The 15,274-nt window shown below is 47.7% G+C and carries 7 protein-coding genes; 4 read left to right on the top strand and 3 right to left on the bottom strand.

What is annotated here, in order from left to right; genetic code table 11:
- Nucleotides 1-163: 163 nt before the first annotated feature.
- Nucleotides 164-3,343: a pectate lyase gene (gene pelA / locus NXH67_RS08120; RefSeq protein ID WP_272797045.1), complete on the top strand. Its 3,180-nt coding sequence runs from the start codon at nucleotides 164-166 to the stop codon at nucleotides 3,341-3,343.
- Between the two features lie 72 nt (nucleotides 3,344-3,415).
- Here pelA and NXH67_RS08115 read toward each other — a convergent pair whose 3' ends face one another.
- Genes NXH67_RS08115 through NXH67_RS08105 form a run of 3 tightly spaced genes read right to left on the bottom strand, consistent with a single transcriptional unit; the run spans nucleotide 3,416 to nucleotide 10,926 of the window.
- The gene (locus NXH67_RS08115) at nucleotides 3,416-4,177 is read right to left on the bottom strand and encodes a response regulator (RefSeq protein WP_022778805.1); all 762 of its coding nucleotides are present in this window, start codon (nucleotides 4,175-4,177) and stop codon (nucleotides 3,416-3,418) included.
- A 20-nt stretch (nucleotides 4,178-4,197) separates the two neighbouring features.
- A complete protein-coding gene (locus NXH67_RS08110) occupies nucleotides 4,198-7,320 on the bottom strand; it encodes an ATP-binding protein (protein WP_272797044.1) in 3,123 nt (1,040 codons plus the stop codon).
- 30 nt (nucleotides 7,321-7,350) lie between these two features.
- Nucleotides 7,351-10,926, bottom strand: coding sequence for a lectin like domain-containing protein (locus NXH67_RS08105; RefSeq protein ID WP_272797043.1), 3,576 nt, complete (start codon nucleotides 10,924-10,926; stop codon nucleotides 7,351-7,353).
- 144 nt (nucleotides 10,927-11,070) lie between these two features.
- Here NXH67_RS08105 and NXH67_RS08100 point away from each other — a divergent pair, with 144 nt between their 5' ends.
- The 3 genes from NXH67_RS08100 to NXH67_RS08090 all read left to right on the top strand — a co-directional run bounded on the left by NXH67_RS08100 (nucleotide 11,071) and on the right by NXH67_RS08090 (nucleotide 15,251).
- Nucleotides 11,071-12,576, top strand: a complete 1,506-nt coding sequence (locus tag NXH67_RS08100) for a hypothetical protein (protein ID WP_272797042.1) — start codon at nucleotides 11,071-11,073, stop codon at nucleotides 12,574-12,576.
- Between the two features lie 123 nt (nucleotides 12,577-12,699).
- Nucleotides 12,700-13,791: a PTS transporter subunit IIC gene (locus tag NXH67_RS08095; RefSeq protein ID WP_272797041.1), complete on the top strand. Its 1,092-nt coding sequence runs from the start codon at nucleotides 12,700-12,702 to the stop codon at nucleotides 13,789-13,791.
- 26 nt (nucleotides 13,792-13,817) lie between these two features.
- The gene (locus NXH67_RS08090; protein WP_272797040.1) at nucleotides 13,818-15,251 is read left to right on the top strand and encodes an MBOAT family O-acyltransferase; all 1,434 of its coding nucleotides are present in this window, start codon (nucleotides 13,818-13,820) and stop codon (nucleotides 15,249-15,251) included.
- Nucleotides 15,252-15,274 lie beyond the last annotated feature (23 nt).

Raw genomic sequence — 15,274 nt, 5'->3', positions numbered from 1 at the left:
TAAAGTAACGGGCTGCTTAAGATTTAAGCGGCCCGTAATTTTTTTGAAATAAATTTGTAAATAAGTGCGGTATTTCCTTGCGTGGCAGGCTGTTCGCGGTTATCATAATTGTATTGATCAACGGGCGCAAATTTGCGCGTAGCAAAAGAAAGGAAGGAGAAGGATGAAAAGAAGTTTTGTACGGGGAAGCAATGGCTTCAAGAGGGGGACAAAAGTTTTAACAGGCATAATGCTTGCTGCTATGCTGGCAGTTTCGCCGGTTTCTGCAGTTATGCCGCAGAGCGTGGGCACAATGACGGTCTACGCCGGAAGCAATGATTTTAGCTGGAGCACTTATTCCAAAAAGAGTGCATCCTGGTGGAAGAGCTCGGAGGCTACAGGCCTTGCGGATGAGATGATAAAGTATCAGCTCTCAGACGGGGGATGGCGCAAGGATATGAAGACCTCCACCAGCGGCTCCTGGAACAAATCCACCATCGACAACAATGCGACCTGGGGACAGATCCGTTTCCTGGCAAATGTCTATGCCGCAACCGGAACCTACAAGTATAGACAGTCCTGCGAGAAGGGTCTTACTCTTTTGTTCAATGGTCAGTATTCAAACGGCGGATGGCCGCAGGTATTTAATGATGCGGGAACCTATCATGCGCATATTACCTACAACGACAATGCCATGGTCAATGTTCTTAAGATCATGCAGGAAGTATCACAGAAATCCGGCGCTTTCTCATGGGTAGACAACAACTACCAGAGTAAGGCCGCTAACGCACTGGATAAGGGTGTTCAGTGTATCTTAAACACTCAGATAACAATTAACGGAACCCTGACAGCCTGGGGTCAGCAGCACAATGAGTATACACTTGCTCCTGATTCTGCCCGTGCCTATGAGCTTGCGTCTGTTTGTTCATCAGAGAGCGCAGCCATCGTAACCTTCCTTAGGGACCTTCCCAAGGAAAAGCAGAGTAATGCTGTAATTAAGAGTATCAATGCTGCAGTAAGATGGTTTGACGCAGTTAAGATTGAGAACAAGAAATGGGACTGGAATTCCAATAAGACAGACAAGGTTCTGACAACCTCCTATGGTTCAACCATCTGGGCAAGATTCTACGATCTTAACACAAATAAGCCCCTGTTCGCAGACCGCGACGGCAAGGCCTATGACGATGTTACCAAGATCAGTCAGGAGCGCAGAACAGGTTACTCCTGGTACGGCACCTGGTGTGCAGACAATCTTAAGAAGGGAACACTTCCTGAGAATTCAGGCAGCGGCAGCAGTACTTCGAACCCTTCAGATCGTCCCGGAACTAACCTCTATGTAGGTTACAGCAATAAGTCAGGCAATTATTCAACGGTTCAGGCAGCTGTGGATGCAGCGGCCAAGCTTAATCCCAAGAGCGAGCAGCAGCGTGTATACATCCATATCGCTCCGGGAACCTACCGTCAGCAGGTTATTGTAAACACACCATACATCAGCTTTATCAACGATCAGCCTTCACAGGAAGTTAAGCTTACCTGGTACTACGGAATCGGATACAAGTACTACAGTATGGGCAGCAACGGCTACTACGATGCAAACAAAGCAAAGTCCAAGTCCGGTATGGGCGAAGCCACTCGTTGGGGCAGCACCGTTGGACTTAAGGGCAACGCAGATTATTTCCGTGCTGAGTATATTACCTTCGAGAATTCTTTTAACAAATATGTGACAGATGAAGAGATCGCAGACGGTGTAACTCCTTCAGGAAGTGAGTCCATCACCTTCCAGAGAAGAAAAGGCGTTGACGTTACCAGCAAGACAGCTACAGAGAGAGCAGCAGCCATCGCAGTTGAGGGCGATTACAGTGAGTTCTACAACTGCACATTCCTCGGCAGTCAGGATACTCTTTTCACAAGAGGTAATTACGACTACTACCGTGATTGCCACGTTGTAGGTAACACAGACTATATCTTCGGACAGGGCATCGCAGTGTTCCAGAACTGTGAGCTGGAGTTCGCAGGTTATTCAGACAAGGCTGTGGGCGGATATATCACAGCAATGAAGAGCGACGGAAGATCTCTTTTCTATGACTGTAAAGTAACAGCAAACGGCAGCAAGAAGGTAGCATCAGGTTACTTTGGAAGACCTTGGGGAGACAAGGCAGATGTAGCATTTGTTAATACAGAGCTTGCCTATGAGAGCCTCATCACCTCAGCAGGCTGGACTTCCATGAGCGGCAATGCTCCTGAGAATGCTAACTTCAAGGAATACAACACAACAGCTGGTGGCAGAGCGGTTAATACCTCAGGAAGAGTCAGAAATACGGTTAAATATTCCGGAAACGGCCTTGATGTACTTACATATTTTGGCGGAAATGCACCTTATTACTACAACTACTCAGGCAGCAGCCAAAGCGGAGCAACGCAGCCCGAGCCTCAGCCAGAGCCCGACCCTCAGCCTTCAGAACCTGTAAATACAGGCAGCACAGGATATGTGGAAGATGGCTGGTACTACATCAAGGGCGTTCAGTCCCAGAAGTATCTTACAGTTAATGCTGACAACGCAAACGGCTGGAAGAGCGTAGTTATCAAGACCGGCACAGGCGTTGATGCTCAGAAGTGGTATCTGACAAATGTAGGTAACGGATATATTACACTTACCAACAAGCTTGGCAATGTAATGCTCGATGTTGCCAATGGCGAGGATACAGACGGCGCAGACATCGGCATTTATCAGGCTTATGGCGGAAATGCTCAGCAGTTCATCCTTAAGACAACAGATCAGAGCGGCGTATTCACCATCGGAACCAAGTGCTCATCTGCTACCAAGACTCTTGATGTATACGCCAAGAAGACAGCAGACGGCACCAATGTATGCCAGTGGACCTACAACGGCAAGCCCAATCAGCAGTGGCAGTTCGAGAAGGTTGCAGAGCAGACTCAGGAGCCTACTCCTGTAGTGGTTGAGCCCGATCCCGAACCTGTAGTTGTAGAACCCGATCCTGAACCTGTAGTTGTAGATCCTGATCCTGTTGTGGAACCGGATCCTGAGCCAGTAGTAGAGCCAGAACCTGTGGTTACAGGCGGACTTGAACTCAGTTATAGTATCAACAGCTGGGGAAGCGGCTATCAGGCAAGCTTCAAGATCACCAACAACTCCGGCAGCACTGTAAACGGCTGGACTCTTAAGATCAACAAGAACCAGGTAAATCTTGATTCCTACTGGAACGTGGATGTTAAGACAAGCGGCAACTACTATGTGATCACACCACTTTCCTGGAATGCGACCATAGCAAACGGACAGAGCATAGAGTTTGGTGCTATCGGAACCGGACAGGTAAGAGATTCATTTGAATATACACTGGAATAAAGATTTGTTCTGAAAACACTTAGAACCGTGGCTTTTGCCACGGTTCTTTTTGGTAAATCAGATATTTTTTATTTAGCTCTGTTCTCTTGATTTGAAGAATTGGCGCAGGGACTTAAGCAGTTCTGACTGGGGGAGGGTCTTGAGAAGATACCCGTCGGGCTTAAGGGCCAGAACCTTCATTACGCTCTCTTTGTCGCCTTTTCCTGTGAGGAAGATGACGGGGACATCCTGGATAAAGGTCTCGCTTTTTATCATCTCAAGGACCTTGGGACCGGGAGTTACGGGCATCTCGTAGTCGAGAAGGATAAGGTCCGGTTTGTTTATGGCAAGGTAAGCGATGGCCTGCATTCCGGAATTGACGATGATAACTTTGTATTCTGACTCAAGCCAGCCCTTGGCAAGGGTCAAAAAAGTGGGATCGTCGTCCACCAGTAGGATAGTCTTCTGACGGGACAGGGCTTCGTTCGTGTAGAGAACCTCCAGCATGTTTCTGGCAATACTTTTGATATCAAGGGGCCTGTAATAGTGCTCCATGATAAGGTTTTCGGGTATGATCCTGGTGAGGACTCCGCGCTCGGAGATGTCGCCTATGGTGCACAGGATCTTATTTTTTTCAACGCACAGATCCTTGATATAAACAAGAGCGTCACTAATGTCCTCAAGGTAATTGCCCAGGTAAAAAAGAAATACCGATGGGTTTTCCTTGTATTGTTCCAGCTCATTCACTCTGGGAGCGCATTTTATTACATTTATTCCTGCATCTTTGAGGCCGCTGGAGAGAGCGTCCACCATGAAGGTGGAGCCCTGGCTTATAAGAAGTAATTGTTTATCCATAGCTTCTTCCTGTCTGATTATCAGAATTCATCGAGAGTTTCTTTTATCATATCCCAATCGGCATTTCTCATGGCGTCCTTGAGCTTTGCCAGAAGATCCTTTCGTTCATCGGGAATTCGATAACTACTTATACCATCCATTATAAATTTAATGCTGTCATAATCAAAGACCATAGCCAGCTCTTTCATAGAAGAGAAGGCTTCCCGGAGCTGCTCCGGGTCAATGGGAGGGAGACCTGAATCATCTTCCGGCTCCTTTTGGAGCCCGGTAAGGCCGCTGCAGACTTCCTCATACATTTCAAGGAGCCGCAGGGTATCTCTGTTAATGGTCTCAAGATCGCCGTCGTCTCCGGCCTTTTCCAGGGACTTGGCCAGCTCGGAGAGCTCTTTTGCACCGATAATTCTGGCTGAGGATTTCAGGGCGTGGACCTTGATTGTGTAGTCAGGAATCGCGCCTGCATTGAAGAACTCTTCAATCAATCTCTTGTTATCAGGGGCAGCATCTGCAAAGGACTCAAGGGCGTCCAGATACATTTCTGCGGAGCCGCAGTTACTTAGGCCCTCCCTGCAGTCGATGCCGGGTGCCTGCTTAAGCCAATCGGGAAGAGGCTCATCAGGGGGCTCAGGGCTGTCGCAGGGAACATTATCCAGATGAACCTTCTCCTTGGGAAGATGGCGTATCATCAGGGTTTCCAGCTTATCCGACATGATGGGCTTGCTCAGATAGTCAATAAAGCCCGCTTGTATGTACATTTCCCTTGCTCCCGAGATGGCGTTGGCGGTAAGGCTGATCACCGGGGTGTGAAGGTTTGGATTATCAGCCTCCTTCTGAAGTGCCGTAAGAGTCTCGATTCCATCCATCTCCGGCATTCTGTGATCAAGGAAGATCAGGTCATATTTCTTTTCCCGTGTCATCTCAAGGCATTGCCTGCCACTTAGAGCCTCGTCTATATGGACAAGAGTCTTCTTAAGAAGTCCCTTGAATACGGTTATATTGATGGGAGTATCATCTACAACCAGGATCTCAGCCTCCGGCGCCGTGAATTTCTCCTTGTAGGCTTCTTTGTTGAAAAGGGTCCGTGTGTAGGACTCCATGTATTCGCTGACGGGATCCCATTTCACAACTTTTTGATTGATAACAAAATAGAATTCGCTTCCTTCGCCGTACTTACTCTCAACATGGAGTTCGCTATCCATGAGATTAAGGAGTTTTTGTGTTATATTCAGACCAAGTCCGGTGCCTTCTATTGTTCTGTTTCTTTCCTCATCAACCCTTTGGAAGGAATTAAAGAGCTTTTCCATTTCATCTTCTCTGATGCCTATTCCCGTATCTTTGACTGAAACAAGGAAATCCACGGAATCGCTGTGGGTTTGCATACATGAAACAGTAAAGGTTATGGTGCCTTTTTCCGTGTATTTGAGCGCATTGGACAGAAGGTTGGAGATGCACTGCTTAATGCGGATCTCATCGCCGTTAACAATACTGGGCATGCTTCTATCCATGATCGGTACGAAAGAAAGGCCCTTTTGGGTAGCTTTGGGCATGATCATGTGTATGAGATCGTTAAGAACCGAGGAAAGATCGTAGTCCACAGGGAGCACATCCATTTTGCCGGATTCTATCTTGGAGAAATCAAGGATGTCATTGATGATGCTGACAAGGGTGTTGCCGGCGCTGCGAATATCATGGGCATATCCCTGGATGACGGGATCGTCGCATTCGCGAAGTATCATTTCATCCATTCCAAGGACTGCGTTGATGGGAGTCCTGATCTCATGTGACATGTTGGAGAGGAATTCGCTCTTGGCGTTGTTGGCGGCTTTGGCAGCATCAACAGCTTCCTCCAGCTCTCCGGTCATGGCTTTTAGGAAGTGGGAAAGCCTTTCGGAGAGGGGGATTAAGTCATTATAGTGGTGAAGGGAGCTGGGCTCTAAGAGAGGAGAGGAGGTCTTGCCACCAAGGCCCTCTCTCATACCGACTGCCACAAGGGCAGAGTTGAGAATGCCGCCTTTTCCTTTGTGCATGTAGATCTCGCCCATGCCAAGAATGATTCCGGGGCATTCACTTCGTCCTTCGCTGTAATAATCGATTTCCAGATGATCCTCATCCTGAAGGAAATTGAATCTGTTTCCGCAGATGATCAGGGAGAGTCTTTCTGCACCAAAAGAACGCATTCTTACAGAGGCCTTTTTGGTGGCATCAAGAAGCTCTCCTGCTTCAGCATAGGAGAATCTGACTTTTTCCTTGGTATCGATGTCTCCGGCGAGATACACTCCGCCCTCTTCATCGAAGGAGGAGGGGGTTCTGCCTATAAGGAGACCGTTCCGTTCTATAACAAGGGGGAATTCCCCTATATTGGCTACAAAATAGTCGTTGGGCTCAACGCCCAGATATTTGTTGTAAACATCGATGGGCTTCATTCCGTCCATGGACCTGATGACTGTGGTACCATCCTTTGTCCTGTTGGTGGCGCTCACATCCATGTATCTGCCTATGGGTTCCCAGCCAAATAGGTAATCCTCATAGACATACAGATCTTCTCCGGAATAGATAACGCCGCTGACACCGGGAGAGTGATCTTTTCCGCCAATGATGAAGGAATCATCAGTTTTCATGGTTATGAAGTTGCGAACTTCACCTGCTTTGTTGCCTGCGGCAAGGGCTCCGAATACCGGCACTTCCTCAAGGCCTTCTGCCAGAATCGACAGGAATTTGCCGGCTCCTGCCTTCAGATAGGAAAAGTATATCTCGATTGCTTTGACATCCTTCATGGATTTAATCCGGGCATTAAGGTCCCTTGCATAGGAGAAGCAGTCTTCAAGAAAGTCGTCCTCCTCAAGCTGTATCTCTTTGTAAAAAAGATCTGCCTTTGAGCGGTCCATGGCGGTAAAGCTAATGACGATGGCGCTCTCCATGTCATGCAGATATGCCTGCTGTGTAACGGAAAAGCCGATAACTTTCATCTTGGGAAAGCTATCGTTTAGTAGATCAAGGATCTTGCCGACATCGGTTTCGGGAATGTTTCCTATATAGACTTCTATTACTCCGTCGGAATAATCCTTGCTGTTAAAAAACTCTATCAGCTCCGGGAGAGCTTTTTTTAGTCCTGACAGGTCAGGAACAATGGCATTTTTCTGGAACATAGAGTACCTTTCCGCCTGCTGCGCTGTTTCTTAGTAAATCCTTACCGGTATAGTCAGTGTTGTATCCGGGTTATCCTGCGAGGTTATGGTTACCGAAGCATCCCCGGGCATTTTGCCTGTGATCTTGCCCTGAGGGCTGACGGTGAGGACTGATTCGTTGCTTGATGAATACCATACCTTCTGGTTCACTGCTTTTACTCCGTGCTGAGAGGTGTAAACAATGGGCGAAAGAGTAAAGGATTTGCCCGCTTTAATATCAGGGGTGGGGCGCCTTAGTGATATGGAAGCAGCCTTGGCGGTAACGGTTATGGTTAAGGTCTTGGATACGTTCTTCTTCCTGGCGTTGGTGGCTACAGAGGTTGCTTTAACCTTGGCGGTTACTTTATTCTTTGGCGCAGCACCTGCGACAATGAGGCAGCTGTAATCCGATGTGGGAATAAGGCTTATGTACTGCGAGCCGGAGACAACTTCCCAGGTGACGCCGGTGACTGAAATTGTTTCCGGAGAGGTAAGTGCATAGAGAGTCTTTCTTCCGCCCTCCTGAATGGTGAGGGAGCTCGGGCTGAAGGAGAGGCTCTTAATGGCCACGTCCTTAACGGTTACTTTGCAGACATAGGTTTTTTCTTTTTGATTGTAGGGCTTAAATTTGGCCTGTACGACCACAGGTTTGATGGTTGGGGTCACTGCTGTCACAAGACCTGTGGAATCAACGGTCACATATTGGGAATCGGAGGTGTTTCTAAGGCTCCAGGTGATATTCTTGTCAAGAGTCGGGTAATCCTCGGAATCCTTGGTGGCAGCAACGAGGCTGGCGCTTAACTGGTACGTGGTACCGGGGGCAAGGGTTACGGAGGATTTGTTTAAGGACGCCTTTTTAAAGGGAATGTAGACGTAGATCTCTTCGCTTAGGCCGTAGACCTCGCTATTAGCGGCATTCGTAGCCTTTACATATACGGTTCCTTCCCTGGTTGCTGTAAGGACTCCGGTCTTGGGATTAATGGTTGCACCGCCGGTACCCAGCTCCTCATCAATGGACCAGATCAGGTATTTGCCGTAGCGGGACTTTTTGGAATTAACGCCGTCAATCTCGGCGATCATTCTGAGAGTCTTGCCTTTGGCCACGTAGCCTACGCTTTTTGGAGTGTAAATCTTGATGGAGCTGACCTTGTTGATGGCGTAGTCTGTCCACTGGGCATAGAGAGTTACAGTGCCGTTGTAGACGGAAGTCAGGTTCTTGACCAGAGCTCCCGCGGCAATCTGCGTTCCTTTGCCGTTTTTGTCCGTGTTCCAGCCGGAAAAGACCTTTTTGCCGTTTCGGAAGGCATTGGTCGGAAGCTGGAACGCTGTTCCGTAGTGCGCATTTGTGGCAGTCATGCTGCCCACTCCGCCGTTTCCGTTGTAGTAGACGATGTATTTGTTGCCTGTCCACTGGGCATAGAGAGTCAGGTTAGTCTCATCGTCGGGAAGAGTGTATTTGATCGTACATCTGTCGGGGAAAGCGATTCCTGTACCGTCGGGTTCTGTGTTCCATTCCCTGAATTTGTAGCCGACCCGGCTATAGCTGTTAGGGGTAATGGTGATGGGAGTGTCATTGGTGAAAAGACTTTTTTTCATAGAACCTGAGCCGCCGTTGGGATCGTAGATGATGTAGCTTTCTGTGGGCTTAGCAGAGCAGACTACATCTATGGAAGCGGTGACGCCATCGCAGGTGGCGGTGATGGTAACAGTGCCTTCGGAAAGGGCGATGGCAGATCCGGTCTTTGGATCAATTGATAATACAGAAGGATTTGAACTGGCCCAGGTGAGGTCCTTAAGATTGCAGTCGGAAGGAGTTGGGACCGCAGTGTAGGTGGCGGCGGCACCTTCCTCTATTTCTGTGGGACCTTGGAGCTGTAGGGATATAAGACCGCTGTCGCCTACGTCGCGGGTAAATGCTTTGATACGAACGTTTTTGTTGTATTTTGCGCCGTAGTCTATCCACTGACTGTTTTCCACCACGTAGCTCTGTCCACTTCGGGCTGATACGTTGGATACCAGAGCACCGGTGAGATTAGTTTCTGCCATGAAACGGGATATACCGTCCTCACGTGAAAGGGTGACTACCACAGAGAATTTATCTCCGGCGTTTAGCGGAATGGCTGTTTCCATAGGCACTCTGAGATAGCCGCCATAAACTGTTGTATCTCTAACCGAGGCCACTTTGGTTCCTGCTGTAGGGTCGGTAATTACGGCGTCTTTGTCAAAGGTGTAGACATCAACTACATAATGGCAATCCGCATCTATTGTGCTGAAGGATATTGCCTCCAGGGATTCTTTGCCATTTGCTGTGAAGACATTTGCAGCTTGTGTGTACCTTGTTATCTCATTGAACATTCCGCCGTCATACTGATAGTTATTGTAGTCATAGCCTTTTCGGAAATCATAAGCAATACCAAGGTTATAGAGGGATTTGTCATAATAGGACATGTAGAAATAACCGTAAAAGCTCTGGTTATCTTCATAGCTTCCGGAGGTCCAGCTGTTTCTTATGATCCAGGCTCCGTTATAGGGAGCCGGTGTATTGAAGTGATTTTTGTCAAAGTTGTCGTCCCATCCAACGATGGTTACGGCATGGTTTGTACCGGGAACCTGCGCATTATAACTGTTATAGGTGGAATTATAGTATTGAGTGTCTGCCTGAAAAATGATACCTACAGCGCCGCAGTCATAGACAAGTTTTTTGACGGCATAAATATCATATGGATGGTCTGTTATTCGCACGGTATAGAAGTTCTCCATATGTGCAGAATACTGGTAGGCAAGGTCGGACGGAAGGCCATTAGCATCCACGGTGGCTGCATCAGAGTAGGGAACATCGGTTTCGTCTACTGCGCCGGTCCAGGTCGCAAGGATATTTGATACACAATTGGGGTTGCCGCCTCTGTTAAGAAAGCTACTAACTCCTGTGAAGTTGTTGGTGTCACCTGAAGTTCCTCCAAGGGGATCCGGGACTGTGTGATAGGTGAAGTATGCCAGGTGCAGTTCGGACAGATCCACATCATTAAGATCATTGTAGGTTTTTAGCAGGCTTATCTCTGCCATCGAGAGAAGGGAATGAGCCCAGCAAGTACCATAGTAGCCCTGATTACGAAGTGGAGGGAGTTTGGGCGTAGTATATGTTGGAAGTGATACATATAGATTATTATGAGTCAGTGAGCTGAAACTATTACCGCTGACATCATATTCTATTTCTTCACTCAGATCGGGGTTACTATCCGGAATCAGGGAGTCGAATTCCGGGCCTGTTACAGTACCCGAAGGAGGCAGCTGGTTTTGCTCTTCGTCCTCGGTAAGATCAGTTTCTTCACTGAGATCAGATATATCGGCAAAAGAGGCATCGAAGGCTCCTTCATCGATTGTCAGCTCTTCCATGTCAGGTATCGAAATGGACTCAGATGATTGGTCATCCAAAGCTTCTACGAATGAATCATCCGATTCCGCATATATTTCAAGCTCTTCCGAAGATTCCTCTATAGCCGAGGGAAGCTTGTCGGCAGCATTGATAATACTTGTATTAGTAAGTACTAAAGCAAATGAAAGTAATAATGAAACCAGTTGTTTTTTCATGACATTCACTCCTTAGATTTCCAATCAAGCCTTACGTATATATATCGGCAGGAAAGGCGAGGGAGTTTATAGGAGAATGAATTTTATTCTTCTTCTAAATATAGTAAAATAAGGCAATGACTATAAACCATCACCGGAGACTTTATGGATAAAAAGAAAACCCTGATTCACTATACATTTTTCCTTCTCGCCGCAGCCCTATGCCTCATGCTGGCATCCCGCTCGTCCTTTCTCTATCCCCTGAACAACTGGGACGACGCCAACAGCTATTTTTCCGTAGGCAAGGGAATATTCAACGGCAAGATGCCCTACCGCGACATCTTCGATCAGAAGGGAATGTACCTGTACTTCTTCTATGGGCTGTGTTACCTGGTGTCACACACCACATTTATCGGCGTGTTCATTATGGAGATAATACTGGGAGCCCTGGATATTGCGGGGATGTACCGCATTGTAAGGCTCTATGCGGGTAAAGGGGTGGCCCTTGCGCTGGCGCCTGTCTCTTTTGCCATGATCGTGTGCTCACGGAGCTTCTGGTGGGGCGGAGCGGCAGAGGAGATATGCCTTCCCTTCTATATCTGGGGACTCTATATTGTCACTGATTATTTCAAGAATCATTACGAACAGGAGACAATGCCCTTTAGAAATGTTCTGATTGGCGGCGTCCTTGCGGGCATGGTTGCGAATATCAAATACACGGGCCTGGGATTTTTCTTTGCCTGGATGATGATGGTATTCTTTTCCTATGTGGCCAAAAAAGAAATTGTGAGAGGCATCAAGGCCTGTTTCGTCTTCCTCTTTGGAATGTTTATCCCCTTTGTGCCCTGGTTCATTTACTTCGGAGTGCAGGGAGCGCTATATGAGTGGTACTGGGGATACGTATACATCAACGTATTCCTCTACAGCAAATTTGATGATTACGGCCCGACCTTCTTCGAGAAGATCTACAATATGGCCAAGCTCCTCTACTGGCAGATTCGCAGCAACTGGCAGTACTATGTGCCGGGAATCGCAGGACTTATCTTCACGTTCTTTGGCAAGGGCAAAAAAGTTTTGGCAAGGCTCATCGTCCCTGTTTTGTTTGCCTTTACTTTCCTGGGAATCTTCGGGGGCGGAAGGGAAATTCCTTATTACGGCCTTCCCCTTTCGATGTTCGCTGTGTTTGGAGTAGCGGTGATTGCAGTTTTTCTTGATAAGCTGATCAATACCAATTCGGGTTCGGCCACGGTGGTGCTGGCTGTGCTGTGTACTGTTTTATCAGTGCTGTTTGTTTATGCAAATTCGATGAATATTCCATTTATGAAGACTAGCCGGGATGACTTTTTCCTGTACAGATTCAGGGACGAAGTGCTTCAGACTAAGGATCCGACGCTTCTCAACGTGGGATGTCTCGATGCTGGACTCTATACGTTGTGTGACATCGTTCCAACTTGTCGCTGGTTCCAGACTCAGACACTGGATATAGACGAGCCGGAGAACAATCCTTACATGGAGCAGGAGCGCTATGTCCGCGAGGGCCTCATCGATTATGTGCTTGTCAGGGACGACATCCCTAAGTCCATTGATGACCACTATGAACTCATAGATTCGGAGAGCTACGGCTGGTACGGATACGACTTTAATTACTATCTTTTCAAAAAAGTCAGATAAAAATAATATTTTTGCTACTTTTTCCAAAAATATATGATACAATCAATGCTAATGTAAACAGATAGCCGGGGCAGATCACACAGGGTTTAACAAAAATAGTCACCGGCAGGGAGTGGAAAAAGTATGGGAAGTATTAAGAGTTTTTTGAAGAGGAAAGACATCGAGATTTCCTTGAAGCGTTACGGTATTGATGCACTTGGCGCTATGGCGCAGGGACTTTTTTGTTCCCTTCTTATCGGTACCATCATCAACACAATCGGCAGTCAGTTTCATATTCCGTTTCTGACTCAGACAGTAGCAACAATCGCAGGCACCGACTACACTGTAGGGGGACTTGCATCAGCAATGAGCGGACCGGCAATGGCTGTGGCCATCGGATTTGCCCTTAAGTGTCCGCCGCTTGTTCTTTTTTCAATGGTAACCGTTGGTTTTGCAGCCAATGCTCTCGGCGGAGCCGGCGGCCCTCTTGCAGTCCTCTTCGTAGCAATCCTTGCAGCTGAGTTCGGTAAGGCTGTTTCCAAGGAAACCAAGATTGATATCCTGGTAACTCCTCTTGTGACAGTTGGCGTGGGCGTATTCTTCTCATGGCTTATTGCACCGCCTCTTGGAAGAATCGCTATGAAGCTGGGTGAACTCATCATGTGGGCAACAGAGCTGCAGCCCTTCCTTATGGGTATCCTTGTTTCTGTTATCGTTGGAATGGCACTTACACTTCCGATTTCCTCAGCAGCTATCTGCGCAGCCCTTGGTCTTACAGGACTTGCAGGCGGAGCGGCAGTTGCCGGATGCTGTGCACAGATGGTGGGCTTTGCTGTTATCTCCTTTAAGGAGAACAAGTGGGGAGGCCTTGTTTCACAGGGTATCGGAACCTCAATGCTTCAGATGGGCAACATTGTTAAGAATCCAAGAGTCTGGATCGCACCTACAGTTGCTTCTGCTATCACAGGCCCCATCGCAACCTGCATCTTCAAGCTCAAGATGGACGGCGCTCCGGTTTCATCAGGAATGGGAACCTGCGGATTTGTAGGCCAGATCGGTGTTTACACCGGATGGGTTAACGACATCGCAGAGGGAACCAAGGCAGCAATCACAGCCTTTGATTGGATCGGACTTGTTCTGATCTCCTTCGTCCTTCCCGCTATTCTTTCACTTGCTATTCACGCAGTTGTTAAGAAGCTTGGCTGGGTCAAGGAAGGAGACCTTAAGCTTAACTGATATACTACGAAAGGTAATGACCGCTTATGACCATTACGGCTTTTTCTTTTGCATATGCTATAGCAGTATGCGCCTTGTTCTATATCCTCAGGGGCAGGGCCAGGAAAGTGGTTCTTACACTGGCCAGCGTAGGTTATGTCTTCGGACTTAACAGGGCTGCGGGTGTGAGCGTGCTTGTGGTGGCAATATGCGCCTGGGCAGCGGGGCTACTCGTTGAGAAGACCGCAGCAGCTGGCAGAAAGAGATTGTCCCTTGGAATCACCTATGGCTTCATAGCTGTAGCGGCCTTGAGCCTTCTTGTTCTTAAATATGTGCCGGCTTATTACGGACGCTTTGCAGAGGATTCGGAGCTGTTCAAAAAGCTGTTTATGCCGGTTGGTTATTCTTTTTATATCTTTCAGGTAATTAGCTATATTGCCGATATTAAGAGGGAGCACGTCAGGGCGGAGCATAATCCCCTTGACGTGATCCTGTATCTTTCTTATTTCCCCAAGTTTGTCAGCGGACCCATTGAGAGGTGGCAGAACTTTTCCGCAGAACTTCGTAAGGCTGTGGATGCGCCCTTTAAGGATGCCATGAGATGGAAAAAGTCTCTGTACTACATCCTGTACGGATGCTTTATGAAGGTGGTTATAGCGGACAGGCTGGGAATCTATGTGGATAAGCTCTTCGACGGATATGCGCAGTACAGCGGAAGTCTTCTGTTTGTCGGAGCTATCGCTTATACAATTCAGATCTACTGCGACTTTGCAGGTTATTCCTATGTGGCCATGGGCCTTTCCAAAATGTTTAATATCGAGCTGATGGTGAACTTCGACCTTCCCTATTGCAGCAGCAATATCACCGAGTTCTGGAGAAGGTGGCATATTTCCCTCAGCAGCTGGTTCCTTGACTACATCTATATTCCCCTCGGCGGTAATCGCAAGGGTAATCTCAGAAAAGTGCTGAACACCATGATCGTATTCCTGGTCTGCGGAATGTGGCACGGCGCAGGATTCAACTTCATTGTATGGGGATTTCTCCACGGCATATATTCTGCTCTTGACCTGGAAACCAGAAAAAGAGGCTATAAGGCCATAAGGAGCGGTGCTCCCGGAAGGATCATTACTTTTGCAGAGGCAGCTTTTGCCTGGATATTCTTCAGAGCGTCCTCTTTTACAGGAGCACTTGGATACATAACTGCTATATGGAAAAACGGATTTCTCTCCGGCGAGCTGACTTCGCAGCTGGAGCTTCTTCAATTAAAAACTGTGGAGATATGCGTTATTGCAGTACTTGTACTTATCATCGCATTACTCGACAGATACGCCTATGCAAGGCAGACACATATGCCTGAGATCATCTCAGAGCTGACGCAGGGCAGGAGATACATATGGTTCTATCTTCTTGCCACAGCAATATTTATTTTCGGAATCTACGGCCCGGCCCTGGAAACAAGGCTGATCTACATGGGCTTTTAACATTTTTGACTCGGAAGGAAGAA

This window comes from Butyrivibrio sp. DSM 10294 (assembly GCF_028539135.1).
Classification (GTDB): Bacteria; Bacillota; Clostridia; order Lachnospirales; family Lachnospiraceae; genus Butyrivibrio.
This window is presented reverse-complemented; position numbering and strand designations above follow the sequence as displayed.

Excerpts from the sequence above, each read along its gene's own strand:
- pelA (WP_272797045.1), top strand. The coding sequence starts at position 164 with ATGAAAAGAAGTTTTGTACGGGGAAGCAATGGCTTCAAGAGGGGGACA.
- NXH67_RS08115 (WP_022778805.1), bottom strand. The coding sequence starts at position 4,177 with ATGGATAAACAATTACTTCTTATAAGCCAGGGCTCCACCTTCATGGTG.
- NXH67_RS08110 (WP_272797044.1), bottom strand. The coding sequence starts at position 7,320 with ATGTTCCAGAAAAATGCCATTGTTCCTGACCTGTCAGGACTAAAAAAA.
- NXH67_RS08105 (WP_272797043.1), bottom strand. The coding sequence starts at position 10,926 with ATGAAAAAACAACTGGTTTCATTATTACTTTCATTTGCTTTAGTACTT.
- NXH67_RS08100 (WP_272797042.1), top strand. The coding sequence starts at position 11,071 with ATGGATAAAAAGAAAACCCTGATTCACTATACATTTTTCCTTCTCGCC.
- NXH67_RS08095 (WP_272797041.1), top strand. The coding sequence starts at position 12,700 with ATGGGAAGTATTAAGAGTTTTTTGAAGAGGAAAGACATCGAGATTTCC.
- NXH67_RS08090 (WP_272797040.1), top strand. The coding sequence starts at position 13,818 with ATGACCATTACGGCTTTTTCTTTTGCATATGCTATAGCAGTATGCGCC.